Raw genomic sequence first — 17,815 nt, forward strand, 5'->3', positions numbered from 1 at the left:
CGAGCAAGCTCTTGCGCCGGCGTATCAGGATCGTAGGGCGCATAACCTGGAACAGGTTATCCGCCGGCATGTTCGCGACGGATAACGCTGGCGCGTTATCCGCCCTACGAAAGCCCCACGCGAATCACGCCAGCAGGCTGACTACCGCAAAGCGGCTGAGATTCGCCTGCGCCACCACCGTCTGCGCCGCTGCGCTGTAATGCGTCGCGCTGCGGCCCATGCGGTCGAGCATCGAGGCGGCGAAGGTGTGCGCCCACTCGCGCTCATCCTCGCTGGCATGGCGGTCGAGGAAGTCGCGGATATCGTCCTGACGGTGGCGAAGTTGATCGCGCAGGCCGCCGATGCGATCCAGCGCCGAGACCACCGAATCGAGCAACTGGCGCTGCTCACGGAAGGCATCGGTCCTGATCTCCGTGGGGAATGCCAGCAGCCCTTCTTCCTGGCTTTTCAGCCGGGTGTTCTTGCCCTTGGCGAACAGCTTGCCCTCGCCCTGCACCGCCAACTGGCCCTTGAGCTGTTGCCAGTCGGCCTCGGGTGCGGAGAATTTCAGCGCGCCGTCGCTATCGAGTTCGGCGCGGATGCCGGCCTGGCCCAGTGTCGCGTTGAAGCGGCGCAGCACCTGTTCCGTGCTCATGCCATCGTCCAGGACCACCGCCGCCGGTTCGGCGAGTTGGCGGCCAGCACTGAACAGCAGGGTTTCCTTGCCGGAACGCTGGATCGCGTCCACCGACTCCAGCCCCTCCAGGCTGAAACGGCTGCGCACCGGTTCGTTGAGGCGCAGGCGGAAGTTGGCGTCGAGGCTGCCGTCCGAGCGCTGGGCGCGCTGCTCCAGCAGCTCGTTGACCTGCCGGGTAGCCTGGCGCACGACTTCGCGGTCCTGGGATTGCGGCGCGCTGAGTTCGCGGCTGAGGTTGAGCTTGAGGCCGCCGAGGCGGTCCTGCAGGTCGCCCAGGTAGCTGTCGGCGGACTGCATGGACGACAACTGCTGGTTGAGCTGCAGGTTGAAGCTGCCGCTCTTCTGCGCACCGCGCGCCATCTGCGCGGCGTTCTCACCCTTGTCCTCGCCCTTGCGCAGGGCACTCTGCCGCTCGCCGGCGGCCGGCAGGATGACGTCACGGCGGGCGCTAGGGTCGAAGACGGCGGCGGCCGGCAGTTGTTTGATGACCTTCATGGTGACCTCTGCACCGATGTGCCTCCGCCCGACGCAAGGGCCGGGCGGAGGCGGGATAAAAAGTAGGGGCGATCCGCCGATTGGCGTCCAGACCTCCGTGCGGAGCCCCTACGAAGAAACTTACAGGCGGCTGAACAGCGACAGGTCGTTGAGCTTCAGGTAGGTCTTCTGCGTGGCCTGCAGCGCGAGCTGGTAGGTGTTCAGGTCGATGCTGGCGCCGGCGTAGTCCAGCTGCGACAGCTCGCCGTTGATCTTCTGGTTCACCAGCGAGACTTCCTCGTTGCTCGAGTTGAGCATGGTCAGGGTGTTCTGCCGTCCGCCCAGCTCGGTGATGGCGCCGAGCACACCATCGTGGGCGCTGTCGAGGCTGTCGATGGTCGCGGTGATCTGCGCGTGCACCGCCGGGTCGGTGACATCCAGCGCCGGGTCCTTGAGCATCTTCACCGTGGCGTGCAGCTGGTTGAGGAAGTCCATGTTGCTACCGAACACCCCCAGCGCGGTGACGTTCTCTTCCACCTGTACGCCGTTGGCCACGGCGGCCTGGCACGACTTGTCGTTGCCGGTGGCGACGTAGCTGTCGGTCAGCGGTTCGTAGGTCGCGGCGGCGGTGTCGCTGAGCGTGCCGGAGAACAGGTAGCGGCCCTCTTCGTCGCGCACGTTGACGAAGCTGACGATGGTCTTCTCGATATTCTCCAGCTCGCCGGCCATGGCGTTGAGGTCGCCGCCGGTGTTGGAGCCGTTGGCCGCCCAGAGCAGCAGGTCGCGCACGTTGAGCATCGCGTCGGAGGTGGCCTGCAGGTTGGTTTCCTGGGTCGACAGGTTGCCCGAGACGTTGCCGATGTTGGTGCGGTACTGCGCCAGGCTCGCTTCCTCGCGCTGGATGCGCAGCATGCGCACGCTGGCGATGGGGTCGTCGGACGGCTGGAGGATGCGCTGGCCGCTGGACATCTGCTGCATCAGCTTGCCCAGGGCTGCCGAGTTGCTGTTCATCGAGCCGCCCATCAGCGCGGTGATCTGTGCGTTGGTAATGCGCATTCTGCTTTCCTTCGCAATGGCCCTTAAAAGGCCGCGAGCATCGAGTCGAACAGCTCCTTGGCGGTGCTGATGACTTTCATGTTGGCCTGGTAGGCCTGCTGGTAGGTGATCAGGTTGACCGCCTCTTCATCCAGGCTGACCGCGCTGACGCTATCGCGGCTGGCTTGCGCCTGGGCCGCCACGGTGGTGGCGGTCTTCTGGTCGGCCTGGTTCTGCCGGCTGGCACTGGCGACCTTGCCGAGCAGCCCGGCGAAGGCATCGTTGAGCGTCACCTGGCTGCCGGAGAGGGTGATGTTCTGGCCCTTGAGGTCGAGCAGCTTGAGCAGGTTGACGTTGTTGCCGGACTCGCCAGCGGTGTCGGACAGCGCCAGCTGCTCGGGCTTGAGATCGTTGAGCGAGAGCATCGCCGTGGTGCTGCCGGCGTTGTAGGTCAGCAGCGCCTGGCCGGCGTTGCCATCGAGGTCGAAGCCGCCCGCCAGGGTGTCGTTGACCATCTGCGCGAACTGGCCGGCCATCTCGTGCAGGGCAGTCTGGTTCGGGCGCAGCGAGTCGTACTCGGTGTCGTACAAGGCGCCGAGTGAGCCGCCCATGCCGTCCTGGGCCAGCGGGAAACTGGTGCCGGCGAAGGTCAGGGCGATTTCCTGCTCGCCGCTGGCGGTGCGGCTGATCGCCAACTGGCCGGCGGAGTTGCCGGCCACCAGCGGCTGGCCATTGGCGAGCGACACGGTGAGCGAGCCGTCGGCCACTTCGTTGACGCGAATAGAGGCGTATTTGGACAGGTCCGCCACCAGGCTCTCGCGGTGGTCGCGCAGCGCGGTGGTGTCGCCGCCGGAGGAGCCGACCTCGACGATCTGCTTGTTCAGCGCCGCCAGGTTGGCGGTCAGCCCGTTGATCTCCCCGACCATGGCGCCACGCTGTTCCTGCAGGGCGCGCAGCTGGCTATCGATGTTGCCGGACAGGCCGTTGAAGCGCTGGGCGAGGTTCTTGGTCTCGTTGATGATCTGCTGGCGCAGGGCAACCGAGCCGGGCGTGGCGGTAGCCTCGCTGAGCGCGGCGAAGAAGTTGTCGAGGCCGACGCTGATGCTCGAACCCTCGCCGCCCATCAGCCCTTCCAGCGCGGACAGGTACTGCTGGCCGCTGTCGTAGTAGCTCTGCTCGGTGGTGGCGCGCCACAACTGCTGGTTCTGGAAATCGTTGGCCATGCGGCGGATGCTGGTCACCACCACGCCGCCGCCGACGTTCAGGCCGCCTTCACCGGCCAGCGAGGCAAGGATCGGGCTCAGCCGGCTGAAGCCGGGGGTGTTGGCGTTGGCCACGTTCTGCCCGGAGGTGGCCAGGGCAATCTGCGCCGCACGCAGGCCGCTGTAGCCGATCTGGCTCAACATACTCAAGACGCACTCTCCTTCGACTCGATGCGGATCGGCTGGGCGAACGCTGCCGAGGCCGGCCGGGAAACAAATTCAGGCTGTTGCCCCTGATAGGCGACGGAATCGGCGTGGCGCTTAAATCCTTCCTGCGGCGCGTGCTTCAGGCCGCTCTCCGGCGACAGGCCGCTGCCGGGGATCCGCGCCGGCGCCTGGGCCTCACGCACACGGCGGAGTACGCCGAGGGTGTAGTCGCGGGTTTCGTCGTAAGGAATGCTGCGCACCCAGTCGGCCATGCCGATCTGCCCGCTGCGCGGGTCGCCATTGTTCTTCAGCCACTCGTCCACCTTGCCGGGGCCGGCGTTGTAGGCGGCCAGGGCGAGCACATGCTGGCCGTCGTAGCGGTCGAGCATCTTGCCCAGGTAGGCGCTGCCCAGCGCCTTGTTGTAGGCGGGGTCGCTGGTCAGGCGCTGCTCGTCGTAGGGCAGGCCGAGTTCGCCGGCGACTTCGCGGGCGGTATCGGGCATCAGCTGCATCAGGCCGCGCGCGCCCTTGGGCGAGACGGCGGCAGCGTCGCCGCCGGACTCCTGGCCGATCACGCTGTCCACCAGCGTGCGGAAACCGGCGCTGCCCTGCTGCCAGGCGTGGGCGAGGCGGTCCACCCTGCGCTGCCAGGTATCCACCAGCGGGTTGCGGCTGGACACCGAAGGCCGGCGCAGCGCCTCGCCGCCATCGGCAAGCGCGACGGGCTCGGCGCTATCGGTCGGCTCGGCGGAAAGCTGGCGCACCAGCAGGTCGGCGATGCCGGTCTGCTTGCGCGAGGCCAGGTGCTCGGCCAGCGCTTCGTCGTAGAAGTCGCGCATCGTATCGAGGTCGCGGCTGCGCAGCGGGCTGCCGGCGGAGAGCACGTCGCCGGCCTTGCGCATCTGCTTGAGGATCTGTTGCAGGAACATCGCCTCGAACTGCTCGGAGGCCGCCTGCAACTGCTCGCGGCGGATCGCCTCGGGCGACTCGCCGGGTTGGCCGGTCGGCACGATGGGACGGTTGAGCGAGGTGATGCTCATCAGATGACCACCAGCTCGGCGTTCAGCGCGCCGGCCTGCTCCAGCGCCTGGAGGATGCTCATCACGTCGTCCGGGGTCGCGCCCAGGCTGTTCACCGTATTGATGATGCTTTCCAGGCTGGTACCTTCAGGCCACTTGAACATCGGCTTCTTGTCCTGGCTGACCGACACGTCCGACTGCGGCGTGACCGCCGTGGTGCCGTTGGAGAAGGGCCCCGGCTGGCTGACCTGGGGGTTCTCGCTGATGGTCACGGTGAGCGTGCCGTGGGCCACCGCGGCGGCCTTCACGCGCACGCCCTGGCCAACCACCACGGTGCCGGTGCGGCTGTTGAAGACGACCTTGGGCCGGGTGCGGCCTTCCTGCACCTCCATGCCTTCGAGCATGGCCATGAAGCTGGTGCGCTGGGCGCTACTGACCGGCGCACGCACCGACACCCTGGTGCCGTCCAGCGCAGTGGCGGTGCCGGAGCCGAAGCGCTCGTTCACCGCATTCATCACCTGGGTGGCAGTCTGGAAGCTGGGCTTGCGCACGTTGAGCATCACGTCCGGGCGCTGGGTAAAGTCGCTGGGAATCATCCGCTCGATGGTCGCGCCATTGGGGATCAGGCCGCTGTTGGCGCTGTTGATCGACACGCTGGAGCCGCTCTGCCCCTGCGCATGCAGGCCGCCGACCACGAGATTGCCCTGGGCCAGCGCATAGACTTCGCCATCGACACCCTGCAGCGGCGTCATCAGCAGCAGGCCGCCGCGCAGGCTCTTGGCGTCGCCCAGCGAGGACACGGTGACGTCGATGGTCTGCCCGGCGCTGTAGGACGGTGGCACGCTGGCGGTGACGCTCACGGCGGCGACGTTCTTCAGTTTCGGGTCGACGTTCGGCGGCAGGTTCACGCCGAACTGCTTGAGCATGTTGGCGACCGACTGGTTGGTGAACTTCACCTGGTTCTTGTCGCCGGTGCCGTCCAGGCCGACCACCAGGCCGTAGCCGATCAGCTGGTTCTCGCGCACGCCTTCGATGTCGACCAGGTCGAGCAGCGGGATCGCCAGCGCCTCGGCCTGCCAGAACAGGCAGAGCAGCGCCATCAGGCGGGAAAGATTTCTACGCATGGAGGGCTCGCCTGCTTACATCGGGAACAGCGGATGGGTGAAGAAGCGCGTCAGCCAGCCGGCCGAGTTGCTGTCGTTGAGCACGCCGCGCCCGGCGTAGGAAATCTTGGCGTTGGCGACGTTCTGCGAGGACACCTGGTTGGCGCGGTTGATGTCGTCCAGGCGCACCAGACCGGTGAGGCGGATGAACTCGTCGCCCTGGTTCAGGCGCAGCGATTTCTCGCCCTTCACCAGCAGCACGCCGCCCGGCAGCACCTTGTGCACGGTCACCGCAATAGAGCCGGTGAGGGTGTTCTGCTGCGAGCTTTTCGCCGAGCCATTGAAATCGCGGTTGGCCGTGGCGGAGGTTTCCAGGCCGCCGTACTCCTTGGTCAGGATGGTCGGCACCGGTACGTCCAGGCTGGATTTCTTGCCGAAGCTGGTGCCCGCGCTCTTGCTCGACTGGGTGGACTCGCTGAGTACCACGGTGACGATGTCGCCGACGCCGATGGCGCGCTTGTCGCGCAGCAGCGAACCGCCGTAGCCGGAGCGGAACAGCCCGCCGCTGGTGGTGGGCGGCAGGCTGTAGTCCAGCTCCGGCGGCTGGTAGAGCGAGGAATCCTCGTCCGGCAGCATCTCGTTGAAGCTCTGGCAGCCGGCGAGCAGCGCCAGGGCGAGCAGCAGGGCAAGGCGCGTCATGGTCAGACCGTCTGGTTGAGGAACTGCTGCATGCCCGACGCGGCGTCGAGCACCTTGGCGTTGGCCTCGTAGGCGCGCTGGATGGCGATCATGTTCACCATCGCTTCCACCACCTGCACGTTGGAGCCTTCCAGTACGCCCTGCTTGAGCGTGCCCAGGCCTTCCTCGCCCGGCGTGCCTTCCTGCGGCTCGCCGCTGGCGGCGGTTTCCTTGTAGAGGTTGCCACCGAGGGCTTCCAGACCGGCCGGGTTGGTAAAGCTGACGAGGGTGATCTGGCCCAGTTCGGTGGGCAGCGTCTCGCCGGGAAGGATGGCGGTGACGATGCCGTCGCTGCCGACGGTGAAGCGGCTGGCGCCGGCCGGCACTTCGATATTCGGCGTCAGCGGCAGGCCCTGGGCGTTGACCACCATGCCTTCGTTGTTCAGCTGCAGCTGGCCGTTCTCGGTGTAGTAGGTGTCGCCGTTGGGCGCCTCGACCTGGAAGAAGCCGCTGCCGACGATGGCCAGGTCCATCGGTTGCCCGGTGGTCTGCATGCTGCCTTCGGTGAACACCTTCTGCGTGCCGACGACGCGCACGCCGCTGCCCAGCTGGATGCCGGACGGCACGGTGTTGACCTGGTCAGCCTGGGCGCCGGGTTGCAGCTGCACCTGGTAGAACAGGTCCTCGAACACCGCGCGGTCGCTCTTGAAGCCGACGGTGTTGACGTTGGCCAGGTTGTTGGCCACGGTGGACATTGCGGTGTCCTGTGCCGCCAGGCCGGTCTTGCTGACCCAAAGTGCCGAACTCATGTTGTGCTCCTGTCTGCGCGCCGCGCGTTAGCCGCCACGGATCATGCGGTCGCCGGCCTCGGCGAGATCCGAGGCGGCCTTCATCATCTTCACCTGGGTCTCGAAGCGCCGGTTCAGGCTCATGGTGCCCACCAGCTGGTCGATGGCCGAGACGTTGCTCTGCTCCAGGTGTCCGGAGACCAGGCGCACGTCGTCGCTGGCAGCGACGTTCTGGCCGTCCTTGCTGACCAGCAGGCCCTGGGCGTTCTTCACCAGCGACGCGGCCGGTGCGTCCACCAATTTGAGGCGGTCGACGTCGGTCATCATGAAATCGCCGCGCGGCATCACCGAGATGGTGCCGTCGCTACCAATGGCGATGGCGTCGTACTCCGGCAGGGTGATCGGGCCGCCCTCGCCGAGCACGGCGCGGCCGTTGATCATCAGCTGGCGGTCGGCGTCGATCTCCAGGTTGCCCTGGCGCGTGTACGCCTCGCCGTTGCCGCTCTGCACGGCGAGCAGGCCCTGGCCCTGGATGGCGACGTCGAGGTCACGCCCGGTGGCCATCAGGGTGCCGGCGCTCATGTCGACGCCGCTGCTCTCGATGCGCGCCAGGTGGCGGCTGTCGTAGCCGGCGCCGCTCACGTCCACGGCGGTGGCGTGCTCCAGGTCGGCACGGAAGCCGGGGGTGTTGACGTTGGCCAGGTTGTTGGCGCGGATGTCCAGCGCAGACATGCTGCGGCTGGCCGCCGTCATCGCGGTGTAGCCGAGACGATCCATGGGATTTCCTTAAATGGCCGAGAAGAGCACTTGGGTGAGTTCCTTGTCGGTGGTCATCACCTTGGTGTTCGCCTGGTAGTTGCGCTGGCCTTCCATCAGGCCCACCAGTTGCTGGGTGATGTCGACGTTGGAGCCTTCCAGGTTGCCGGCCGAGAGCGAGCCGAACTGGCCGATGCCGGGCACGCCGATCAGCGGGGCGCCGGAGGCGGAGGTCTCGGTCCAGGCGGTGCCGCTCTGGTTCTGCAGGCCGCCGCTGTTGACGAAGTTGGCCAACGCGACCTGGCCCTGCAGCATGCGCTGGCCGTTGCTGTAGTTGACGTAGACCTTGCCGTCGTTCTCCACCGCGATGCCGGTCTGCTCGCCCGCGGCATAGCCGGTGGTGCGGTTGGTGGTGACGACGAAGTCCGAGCCGTACTGGCTGGTGCCGGTGTAGTCGAGGGCGATGTTCATCGGGTTGACGCCCGGCAGGTTGAAGCTCACCGGTACCGCGGCAATCGGCGTGGACAGCGAGCCGTCCGGGGCGAAGGTCAGCGACTGAGTGGCGCCGACGGCATTGCCATCCACTGCGTAGTGCGCGTCCCAGGTGTTGCTGCCGGTCAGCACGAAGTACTGGGTCAGGGTGTGTTCCTTGCCCTGCGAGTCGTAGATCTTGCTGGTGTAGGTGGAGTTGTAGGTCGCCACGTTCTGCGGGTCGAACGGCGCGACGGTCGGCACCTTCTCGTTGGAGTCGAGGTTGGCGACGAACTCCAGCTTGTCGGTGGCCTTGGCCGGCAGGTTGGCGGTCTTCACCTGCAGGTCGGAGACGGTACCCACCAGCAGGTTGCCGGCCGCGTCGGTCGGGTAGCCCTGCAGGCGCTGGCCGGTGGCGTTAATCAGGTAGTTGGCGTTGTCCTGGCTGAACACCCCGGCGCGGGTGTACTGGGTGTCGCCGTTGCCGCTCTTGACGACGAAGAAGCCACCGCCGGAGATGGCCAGGTCGAGGTTGCGGTTGGTCGACACCAGCGAGCCGCCCTGGCTGATGCTCTGGGTGGTGCCGGTGACTTCCACGCCCATGCCCTTGGTGTCGGCGTAGACGCTGCCGAACTCGGTGCGCGAGGACTTGAAGCCGACGGTGCCGGAGTTGGCGATGTTGTTGCTGATGGTGTCCAGTTGCTGGGTCACCGCGTTCAGGCCGGTCAGGGCGATGTTGAAGCTCATGGCGTTAGCTCATCCTAAGTGGGGGGAACAGGCGCTCAGGCGGCCTGGCCCTGACTGAATTCGACGATCTTGTAGAACGGCACGGAACCGGCGCCCGCGACTTCCAGGACCGGGCCGTCGGCGCTGACGCGGACGTTATGGACCAACCCGGACACTTCGATACCGGGCGTCTCGCCGCTCTCGGTCTTCACTGCGAGGCTGTATTTGCCCGGCTTCAGGCCGAGCGCTTCGGGGTCCACGGTGAAGGGCACGGCGCCCGGCTCCTGCGGGCCGAGGGTGATGTCGGTGCGCACGCCGTTGGCATCGGTGAGCTGCAGCACGGTGGTGGCCGAGGCGTGTTCCAGGTTGATCTGCCCGCTGACCTTGTCGCCGTCCAGTTGCAGGCTGTCGGCGCTGACCTTCACTTCCTGGCCGACCAGGCCGGCGGCGGTGAGGGTCTGCAGGTTGTCCATCAGCACCAGGTTGTTCTGCTGCAGGGTGGTCATGTTCTGCATGCTCTTCACCTGCGCCATGGCCGAGTACTGGTTGATGAACTCGGTGCTGTCCACCGGCTTGGTCGGGTCCTGGTACTGCACCTGGGCGACCAGCAGGGTGATGAAGCTGTTCTCCATATCGCCCATCTCGCCGAGATTCACCGCCTGCTTGGGCGTGCCGGACGACGTGCCGTTGGTGCTGGTACCGCTGGTGTCGTTGTTCACCGTGCTCATCAGGCGTCTCCCAGTTTCAGCAGGCTGGATTGCATGCTCTTCACCCGGTTGAGCACTTCCACACCGGTCTCGAAGCTGCGGGTGGCGGACATCATGTCGGTCATCTCTTCGATCTCGTTGACGTCGGGGTAGTAGACGTAGCCGGTGGCGTCGGCCAGCGGGCTGCCCGGCTCGTAGCGGCGCTGCGGGGCGCGGCCGGAGGTGACCACGTCGAGCACCTGTACGTGGGCGCCGCCCATGCCGGCGCTGCGGGTGAGCTGGTCGTTGTCGTAGACGGCGGCGAACATCGGCTTGCGCGCCTGGTACACGTCGTCGGGCCTGGCGGCCGCGGAGTCGGCGTTGGCCAGGTTGCTGGCCACGGTGTTCAGGCGCACGGTCTGCGCGTTCATCGATGAGCCGGCGATGCGGTAGATGGAATCGAATGCCATGGCGTCAGCGTCCCTCGATGGCCTGCTTGAGGCCGCGGAATTTCATGGTCAGGAAGGTCAGGCTGGTCTGGAAATCCATCGCGTTGCGCGAGAACTCCGCCTGCTCGGTGGCCAGCTCGACGCTGTTGCCGTCCTGGGAAGGCTGGTTGGGAATGCGGTACTTCAGCTCCATCGATTGCGGGCCTGCGCTGGCCAGCAATGCCGACGGGTTGCCCTGGCGCTGCATCTCGGCAGCGAAATCGATGTCCCGCGCCTTGAAGCCGGGGGTGTCTTCGTTGGCCAGGTTGGAGGCCAGGATTTCGCTGCGCTGCATGTGCAGCGAGAGGGCTCTCTCGTGGAGACCCAGGGTCTCGTCAAACCGTATACTCATTCCCGCAACCCATTCTCATCGTTCGGCGTGCGTGGCCATTCAGCACAAAGCATGCCGACCCCTGAAGGTCGCTTCATGTCGTTGATTTACAAGGCGTTTATTGAAACCAAAAAACGCGAGCGCAACGCGTCGTTTCCGCTTTTCGCGCGCCACACCGGGGTATGCGGAAAAGCGCTTTCCGCCTGCTTCCTCGTCCTCCTTCCCGCTCTTGCGCAAGCGCAGGATGCCCGCGCGCAACTCGACGCCGCCGCACAGCGACTGATCGCCAGCGAACTGAAGAGCGAAGCGAAAAAACAGGGCTGGAAGGGCATGACCTTCAGGGTCGCCAACAACCTGCCCAACAGCCTGGCCAAGCTGTCGGCCTGCCCAAGCGAGCCGCAATTGCGCGAGAGCGAAGCACCCGCCTCGGCCACCGCCCGGCGCCGGCTGGAGGCCAATTGCGTGGGGCAGCCCGGCTGGCCGGTCTACTTCACCAGCCAGCCCGCGGTGTTCCTGCCGGCCGTGGTCGCCAGCGGCGAGATCGAGCGCGGCCAGACGCTGGAGCCAGGGCAGCTGAAACTGGCACCGCTGGAGATCGGCAAGAGCGCGCGGGGCTACTTCACCCGCATCGATGAGGTCACCGGCAAGACCGCTCGCCGGCGCATCCGCGCCGACCAGCCGCTGAGCCCGGCGCTGCTCGACGGCGCGCTGCTGGTGCGCCGCGGTCAGCAGGTGAAGATCGTCGCCAGCCAGGACGGCATCCAGGCCAGCGCCGCCGGCGAGGCGCTGGCCAACGGCAAGCAGGACGAGGTGATCCGGGTGAAGAACCTGCGCAGCCAGAAGGTCATCGACGCGAAGGTACTGGCCTCGGGAGAGGTGAGCAGCATCTTCTGAGTGCTGCGGACCACTTTACGCAGGATGGGTGGAGCCCGTGCGGCGATCGTTCGCGAGCAAGCTCGCTCCTACAGTAAGCCGGTCGCTCCAGCGTGCTCTTCGTAGGAGCGAGCTTGCTCGCGAACCGCACGGCAGATTGCTCATCGCGGACGGAGCCCGCCGCTACAGAAACCGCCTCAGGTCCACCAATACCGCACGAAGTGGAAGAACACCGGCGCGGCGAAGCACACCGAATCCAGGCGGTCGAGCATGCCGCCGTGGCCTTCGATCATGTGGCCCCAGTCCTTCACCCCGCGGTCGCGCTTGATCGCCGACATCACCAGGCCGCCGAAGAAGCCGAGGATGTTGATCATCAGTGCGATCAGCAACGCCTGCCAGAAGGCGAACGGGGTGATCCACCACAGCGCGCCACCGATCAGCGTGGCCAGCGCCACGCCTCCGACGAAGCCTTCCAGGGTCTTGGACGGCGACAGGTTGGGGGCGATCTTGCGCTTGCCGAAGAGCTTGCCGCAAACGTACTGCAGCACGTCCGACAACTGCACGACGATCACCAGGAAGGCGATCAGCAGCAGGTTGCGGCCCTCGTAGCCCTCGATGTTCAGGGTCAGCAGCGCCGGCACGTAGGAGATGCAGAACACCGCCAGCATCAAGGCCCACTGCACCTTCGAGGCGCGTTCGAGGAAGTGCTTGGAGTCGCCGCCCAGTGAAGCGAGGATCGGCAGCAGCAGGAACACGTAGACCGGAATGAAGATGGAGAACAGTCCGTACCACTGGATGCCGATCAGCAGGTACTGCATCGGCAGCACGAAGTAGAAGGCCGCCACCAGCGCTGGATAATCGCTGCGCCGGGTCGGCATCAGCGTAAGGAACTCGCGCAGGGCGTAGAACGACACGCCATAGAACAGCAGTATCACCGCCCAGTAACCGAGGGCGAAGGCGCAGCCGATCACCGCGACCATCACCCACCAGGCATTGATCCGCGCGTTGAGGTTGTCGATCACCGCGTGCGGTCCCGCCGGCGCGCGCCAGCGCAGCACCGCGCCGACCAACGAGGCGAGAACGAGGATGCCGCCGATACCGGCGAACAGCAGCCAGGTCTGGTTCATCTCAGCGACCCTCCGGCGCGGCGAGTTTCAGCAGCGCCTCGCGGGCGCGCTCGAGGAAGGCTTCCTTGGCCTCGCCCTCCTGCACCGCCAGCGGCGCACCGAAGCTCAGGGTGCACAGCAGTGGCAGCGGCAGTGCGCGGCCCTTGGGCATCACGCGGCTGAGGTTGTCCAGCCATACCGGCACCAGTTCGACCTGCGGATGCGCTTTGGACAGGTGATAGATACCGCTCTTGAAGGGCAACAGGCGCACCTCCTCGTCGAGGTTGCGCGTGCCCTCGGGGAAGAGGATCAGCGAATCGCCGTCGGCCAGCGCCTGCTCCACCGGCTCCAGCGGATTGCCGCCTTCTGCGCCGCGCGTGCGGTCGATCAGCACGCCGTGGAACACGCTGTTGATGATGAAGCCACGCAGGCCGCCCTTGCCCCAATAGTCCATCCCGGCGACCGGGCGCGTACGCGCGCGCAGTTCGGGCGGCAGCGAGGCCCAGAGCAGCACGAAGTCGCCGTGGCTGCTGTGGTTGGCGTAGTAGATGCGCTGCGCCGGGATCGGCGTGGTGCCGATCCACAGGCTGCGCAGGCCGGTCACCGCGCGGGCACCGGCGATGATGGCGTAGGCGAACAGTCGTTCCAGCATTGCGGGGGCGTTCCTCAGAATTGGAAAGTCAGGGCGAGCAGGCACAGCAGCGCAACGAGCCACTGCACCGCACACAGCATCACCTGCCGACGCAGGAGTTTCAGTGCGCCACGGCTGCGCTCGCTCCAGGTGCGACCGGACATTTCCGCGGGTACACCGACATAGGTGGCCAGGGCATCGTCCAGTTGCCGGGTTTTCTCCGGCAGCGCCTCTCCGGCGTTGGCCATGGCCTCGAACAGATCGGCGTCCAGCGCCACACGCATGGCGTAGAACTTCTGCACCAGGCCGAGCAGCACCAGCAGCGCCATGCTCAGGCTGAACGCCAGCGTGGCGCTGGCCATCAGCGCGCCATAGAAACCCAGCGCCAGCGCGAGCACCGTCAGCGCCGAAGACAACCCATTGAGACTGCTGCCGCGGCGCAGCAGGCTGGCCACCAGGATCAGGCCCGGATCAACCGACATGACTCACCTCCCGTGATAGTTGCGGCTGCCCGGCGACCTGCGCCAGCACCGCCAGTTGTTCGACCTTGAGCACGATGTGTGGACGCGCGCGGCGAATCAGCCCCACCGCGTCCTCGACCGTGGCCGCCTGGCCGGATAACAGCAGCCACGCGGCCAGGACCGTCGCACTGCGCGAATAACCCAGGGCGCAGCAGACCAGCAACGGGCCACGCGCGCGAAGTTCGTCGATCAAGGCGGCGCCCAGTCGGCACTGATCGACGCTGGGCGCAATCAGGTCGAGCAGCGGCAGGCTCGCGTAACGATCGCCATGCGCAGTGCAGGGAAGCTCTGCGCACAGGTCGAGCACTCCCAGCTCGGGCCGCGCCTTGCGCTCCGCCGCGCCGGGCAGGCGACCCAGCCAGAGCCCGGGCAGTACCTCATCGGGCTGCGGGTGCTGGCGCGTCCACGCGCGGGAGTTGATCCAGGCGGCCAGCCGATAAGGCGCCAGCAGCCAACAGGCAGCCAGCGAGTGCCGGCCCTCCGCGCGCTTCTGGAAGCCCTCCGCGCCAATGCCCAGGTAGCACAGCGCAACCAGCGCCAGCGATACCGCCGGCCAGCACAACCAGAGCCAGATGCCGCCTCCGCTCAGGGCCAGCATCCCGCAAAGCGCCGCGCCGATGGCGTAGAAGACGGCTAGTCGAAGTCGCCGCGGATCGGTGCTCAGCGTCCAGGCGGCCAGCGGCGAACGCCCTTCCCGCGGCCACAGCCAGAGGCAGAAGAAACCGGCCAGGGCACCCGTCGGCACATCGATGAAGTGGTGCTGCCAGGTGGTCAGTACCGACAGCCCGATCAGCGCGAACCAGCCATGCAGCCAGCGCCAGACCCCGTTGGCGTAGCGCCCGTAGGCCGCCCAGAGCACCACCAGCAACGCGATATGCAGCGAGGGCGCCTGGTTGAACGGCTTGTCGAAGCCCATCAGCACGTCAAACAGCCAGCCGAACAGGCCGTCCAGCGCCGGGCGCTCGAAGCTGAAGCGCAGCGGGAACAGCAGGAAACAGCTGACCGCGATCACCTGCGCCGTGAGCAGCCGCAAGCCGTGGCTGTCCAGTTCGCGGCGGGTGCGTGGCAGCAGGAAGGACAAGCCGTAGAGCAGGTCGATCGACCAGTACGGAATGATCGTCCACGGCCACAGCGGCATGCCGCGTTCCCAGTCGAACACCAGCACGCCGACCGTCTCGCGCTGCCCCGTCACCCAGTTGGCGAAGCCGTAGCTGGCGAAGAAGAACGGCGCGAGGCACAGCAGCCAGATCACCGCTCGGCGAAACACGCCGGGCTCGCGCGGCGGGATTGCTGCACCCATCAACGGCGCTCCCGGCGCGCCAGCGAAACGGTGAAGATGCCGTCCTCGTCGATGCGCTGGGCCAGCTTGCGGAAGCCCGCCGCCTCGACCAGTTGGTCCATCTCCAGTTGCGTGCGGCGGCGCATCACCCAGGCCTGCCCGGCGCGGTGGCTGGTCAGGGCGCGGGCGATCAGCTCCAGCTGCGGGTGCCAGGGCTGGCCGGTGTAGATCAGGTAACCACCCTCTTCCACCGCTGCGCCGAGGCCGGCCAGCGAGCCGCTGACCATGGCGTTGTCGGCGAACAGCTCGTAGAGACCGGACACCACCGCCAGGCTCGGCTTCGGCTCTACAGCGGCCAGGTCAGCGCCATCGAAGGCATCGCCCTGGACGAAGCGCGCACGCTCCTTCAACCCCAGGCGCTCGATCAGCGCAGAGCCTTCGCGCACGTTCAGTTCGCTGTAGTCGCGCAGCAGCACGCTTTCCGGCATCGGCTCGACGCCCTGCAGCGCTTCGAGAATGTAGCGCCCGTGGCCCGCGGCGATATCGAGGATGCGCACCTCGCGGCCCTGCTCGCGCAGGCTGGCCATGGCCAGGCGCAGCAGTTCCTCGATGTGCACCTTGCGCTGGCGGATGCCACGCCAGCCGGCGGACTCCAGGTAGGTGCGGTCGATCATCCGCCCCACGGGCCCCGCGCCGGCGGGCTGGTTGCGGTAGACGTAATCCAGCGTGCTGCCGGAATCGAAGCCGGTCTGGAAACCGAGGTTGATGCCGTCCGACAGCAACCGGCCGAGGCGCATGTTGGCGCGGGTCGCGCGCCAGTAGAGGTCGCGGATCGACCAGCTGGGTAGTGGGGTGGCCAGGGCTTCTGCTTCGGCGCAGGTGTAGCCGAAGCGATCGGCGTCGCGCAGGTCCGGGCGCTCCGGCGCGCGGGCAAAGCATTCGAGAATGAAGCGCCGGGCACGGGTCACCGCCTGCTCGCGGTTCAGCTCGCCGAGGGTGTCATGGAAGAAACCGGGCAGGATGTGCAGTTCCTTGCGCGCCGTGCCGAGGTTGTCGAAGAAACGTTGCTGCGGTTTGCGGTGCACCACGAAGTCCGAACCGGAGATCAGCAGCTGGGTAGGCACCTGGATCGCCTGGGCGTCGGCGACCACGCGATCAGCCGCTTCGTAGAGACCCAGCAGCACGTTCACCGAGATCGCCTTGGCGATCAGCGGGTCGCTGTCATAGGAGGCGATGCGCTCGGGATCGTGGGTGAGGAATTTCGCCTTCACGTAGCTGTTGACGAAGAAGTTGCCGCGCCACGCCCTAGCCAGCTTCAGGCCCGGCCGGGCGAGGGGCACGTAGAGCTTGACCTTGAACGCCGGCGAAGCGAGCACCAGGCTGCGGATCGGCGGGGCGTAGTCGTGGACCCAGGTGGACGCGACCACCGCGCCGACACTTTGCGCCACGACGGCCATGTCGCTGATGGCGATGCCGTGGGTGGCAGCGATGTGCTCGACGAAGGTTTGTACATCGCGAACGCTGGTGCCGAAGCTTGGACTATCGCCCCGCGCTCCCGGCGACTGGCCGTGGCCGCGGGCGTCCCAGGCGAAAACATCGAAGCCGGGCAGGTCGAGCTCGTCGGCCAGGTGGCCGATGCGGCCGGAGTGTTCGTGGCCCCGGTGGAACAGCACGACCGCGCGGCGCGGCTCATCGTTGGCGGGCACCGCCGGCCAGTGGCGATAGAACAGCTCGACGCCGTCGTGGGTGATGAAATGGTGATTCGAAGACTCGCGCATAACTTCCTCTGTTTCGATGGCTTGCGGGACAGTCCTGTCCCCTTCCTGACACGACAGGCCCTTGTTCAGCCGGCCTGTTGTTCCTTCTGTTCAGCCAGCCCCTGGCGCACCCGGTTGACGATAGTCAGCACCAGCAACAGCGCCAGCAGCACCAGCAGCGGGTCGAGCCAGGACAGCGGCAGCAGTCCACTGGCCACGCCTGCACCGAAGACGCCGAAGCACAGTGCGCGGTCGCTCTTGCCCATCGGCCCGTCATAACGCCGCGAGGCACCGACCATCACGCCCAGCACCCCGGCGTATTCGCTGATCATCGCCAGCACCACCACCAGCACCACCAACGCCGGGGTCACGCCCGGCAGCAGGGCGAACGGCAGGTACAGCGCGCTGTCGGCGATCACATCGGTCAGTTCGTTGAGGTAGGCGCCCAGCTTCGACTGCTGGCCGAACTCGCGGGCGAGCATGCCGTCCATGGCGTTGAGCGCCATGCGCAGGAACATCCACAGGGGGATCAGCAGGAATATCCAGGCGTGGCTGGCGAGCAGCGCGACGCTGAGCGCCACCAGCAGCGACAGGCCGCAGGCGGCCAGCGTCACCTGGTTGGCGGTAACGCCGCGCTCGTGGAGACGGGTGACCTGGGGGCGGAGCAGGTTCTGGAAACGGGACTTGAGCTGGTAGACGGAGATCATGAGGTTCCTTTCTCGGGGTTCGCACTGAGCGGTTCACACGAACTATCCACAGCCTTGTGGACCTGGGGAGCTTAGCTGCACCTCGGCGTCGGGGCTGTCAGACATGTCTCAAGAAGATAGATGAACGATCCCAGGCAAAAGGACACATGACCGTGCACGTCGATGCCGGCGGCGCGACTGCCGGCACCGTCGGAATCCCCGCGCCAAAAATTTTTCCGGCGCCCTTAATCCTTCCCCGCGAGCTGTCGCCTTACCCCTTCAGCAGGCACAACGCCGGCTTCATTCAGCTCATACAGGAAGT

General features: G+C 66.6%; 19 protein-coding genes. 1 reads left to right on the plus strand and 18 read right to left on the minus strand.

Features of this window, described 5'->3' with window-relative positions; translation table 11 throughout:
* Positions 1 to 124: 124 nt before the first annotated feature.
* The 12 genes from A6723_RS28785 to flgB form a co-directional block, all read right to left on the minus strand.
* Positions 125 to 1,171, minus strand: a complete 1,047-nt coding sequence (locus tag A6723_RS28785) for a hypothetical protein (RefSeq protein ID WP_054909524.1) — start codon at positions 1,169 to 1,171, stop codon at positions 125 to 127.
* Positions 1,172 to 1,291: 120 nt separating this feature from the next.
* Positions 1,292 to 2,206 (minus strand): flagellar hook-associated protein FlgL, encoded by a 915-nt coding sequence (gene flgL, locus A6723_RS28790; RefSeq protein WP_054909523.1) that lies wholly within the window; start codon positions 2,204 to 2,206, stop codon positions 1,292 to 1,294.
* Positions 2,207 to 2,229: 23 nt separating this feature from the next.
* Positions 2,230 to 3,597 (minus strand): flagellar hook-associated protein FlgK, encoded by a 1,368-nt coding sequence (flgK, locus tag A6723_RS28795; RefSeq protein ID WP_054909522.1) that lies wholly within the window; start codon positions 3,595 to 3,597, stop codon positions 2,230 to 2,232.
* Entirely contained in the window at positions 3,594 to 4,634 is a 1,041-nt protein-coding gene (locus A6723_RS28800) for a lytic transglycosylase domain-containing protein (RefSeq protein ID WP_054909521.1), read from the minus strand. Before A6723_RS28800 ends, flgK begins: the two co-directional genes overlap by 4 nt.
* Complete coding sequence (locus A6723_RS28805; RefSeq protein WP_139093104.1) at positions 4,634 to 5,713, minus strand: flagellar basal body P-ring protein FlgI; 1,080 nt, start codon at positions 5,711 to 5,713, stop codon at positions 4,634 to 4,636. Before A6723_RS28805 ends, A6723_RS28800 begins: the two co-directional genes overlap by 1 nt.
* 39 nt (positions 5,714 to 5,752) lie before the next feature.
* Positions 5,753 to 6,415: a flagellar basal body L-ring protein FlgH gene (gene flgH, locus A6723_RS28810; protein WP_037016153.1), complete on the minus strand. Its 663-nt coding sequence runs from the start codon at positions 6,413 to 6,415 to the stop codon at positions 5,753 to 5,755.
* Positions 6,416 to 6,417: 2 nt separating this feature from the next.
* Positions 6,418 to 7,203: a flagellar basal-body rod protein FlgG gene (gene flgG / locus A6723_RS28815; RefSeq protein WP_024766305.1), complete on the minus strand. Its 786-nt coding sequence runs from the start codon at positions 7,201 to 7,203 to the stop codon at positions 6,418 to 6,420.
* 27 nt (positions 7,204 to 7,230) lie between these two features.
* Positions 7,231 to 7,959: a flagellar basal body rod protein FlgF gene (locus A6723_RS28820; RefSeq protein ID WP_024766304.1), complete on the minus strand. Its 729-nt coding sequence runs from the start codon at positions 7,957 to 7,959 to the stop codon at positions 7,231 to 7,233.
* A 9-nt stretch (positions 7,960 to 7,968) separates the two neighbouring features.
* Entirely contained in the window at positions 7,969 to 9,156 is a 1,188-nt protein-coding gene (gene flgE, locus A6723_RS28825; protein ID WP_054909519.1) for a flagellar hook protein FlgE, read from the minus strand.
* Positions 9,157 to 9,191: 35 nt separating this feature from the next.
* On the minus strand, positions 9,192 to 9,863 hold the full coding sequence (locus A6723_RS28830; protein WP_024766302.1) for a flagellar hook capping FlgD N-terminal domain-containing protein: 672 nt from the start codon (positions 9,861 to 9,863) through the stop codon (positions 9,192 to 9,194).
* Positions 9,863 to 10,291, minus strand: coding sequence for a flagellar basal body rod protein FlgC (flgC, locus tag A6723_RS28835; RefSeq protein WP_024766301.1), 429 nt, complete (start codon positions 10,289 to 10,291; stop codon positions 9,863 to 9,865). Before flgC ends, A6723_RS28830 begins: the two co-directional genes overlap by 1 nt.
* A gap of 4 nt (positions 10,292 to 10,295) precedes the next feature.
* Positions 10,296 to 10,661 (minus strand): flagellar basal body rod protein FlgB, encoded by a 366-nt coding sequence (gene flgB, locus A6723_RS28840; protein WP_054909518.1) that lies wholly within the window; start codon positions 10,659 to 10,661, stop codon positions 10,296 to 10,298.
* Here flgB and flgA point away from each other — a divergent pair.
* Positions 10,626 to 11,534: a flagellar basal body P-ring formation chaperone FlgA gene (gene flgA, locus A6723_RS28845; RefSeq protein ID WP_139093094.1), complete on the plus strand. Its 909-nt coding sequence runs from the start codon at positions 10,626 to 10,628 to the stop codon at positions 11,532 to 11,534. The genes flgB and flgA overlap by 36 nt on opposite strands.
* 176 nt (positions 11,535 to 11,710) lie before the next feature.
* Here the strand turns inward: flgA and A6723_RS28850 are convergent, their stop codons facing one another.
* The 6 genes from A6723_RS28850 to A6723_RS28875 form a co-directional block, all read right to left on the minus strand.
* Entirely contained in the window at positions 11,711 to 12,640 is a 930-nt protein-coding gene (locus A6723_RS28850) for a phosphatidate cytidylyltransferase (protein ID WP_024766297.1), read from the minus strand.
* Between the two features lies 1 nt (position 12,641).
* On the minus strand, positions 12,642 to 13,271 hold the full coding sequence (locus A6723_RS28855; RefSeq protein WP_054909517.1) for a 1-acyl-sn-glycerol-3-phosphate acyltransferase: 630 nt from the start codon (positions 13,269 to 13,271) through the stop codon (positions 12,642 to 12,644).
* A 14-nt stretch (positions 13,272 to 13,285) separates the two neighbouring features.
* The gene (locus tag A6723_RS28860; RefSeq protein ID WP_054909516.1) at positions 13,286 to 13,732 is read right to left on the minus strand and encodes a hypothetical protein; all 447 of its coding nucleotides are present in this window, start codon (positions 13,730 to 13,732) and stop codon (positions 13,286 to 13,288) included.
* Complete coding sequence (locus tag A6723_RS28865; protein WP_054909515.1) at positions 13,722 to 15,071, minus strand: phosphatase PAP2/dual specificity phosphatase family protein; 1,350 nt, start codon at positions 15,069 to 15,071, stop codon at positions 13,722 to 13,724. The genes A6723_RS28860 and A6723_RS28865 overlap by 11 nt, the downstream gene beginning before the upstream one ends.
* Positions 15,071 to 16,828 carry a bifunctional alpha/beta hydrolase/class I SAM-dependent methyltransferase gene (locus tag A6723_RS28870; RefSeq protein WP_054909514.1) on the minus strand — a complete coding sequence of 586 codons (1,758 nt, stop codon included), beginning with the start codon at positions 16,826 to 16,828 and terminating at the stop codon, positions 15,071 to 15,073. The genes A6723_RS28865 and A6723_RS28870 overlap by 1 nt, the downstream gene beginning before the upstream one ends.
* A 65-nt stretch (positions 16,829 to 16,893) precedes the next feature.
* Positions 16,894 to 17,514, minus strand: coding sequence for a CDP-alcohol phosphatidyltransferase family protein (locus tag A6723_RS28875; protein ID WP_054909513.1), 621 nt, complete (start codon positions 17,512 to 17,514; stop codon positions 16,894 to 16,896).
* Positions 17,515 to 17,815: the final 301 nt, after the last annotated feature.

Source organism: Pseudomonas sp. AU11447 (genome assembly GCF_001672555.2).
Classification (GTDB): Bacteria; Pseudomonadota; Gammaproteobacteria; order Pseudomonadales; family Pseudomonadaceae; genus Pseudomonas; species Pseudomonas nitroreducens.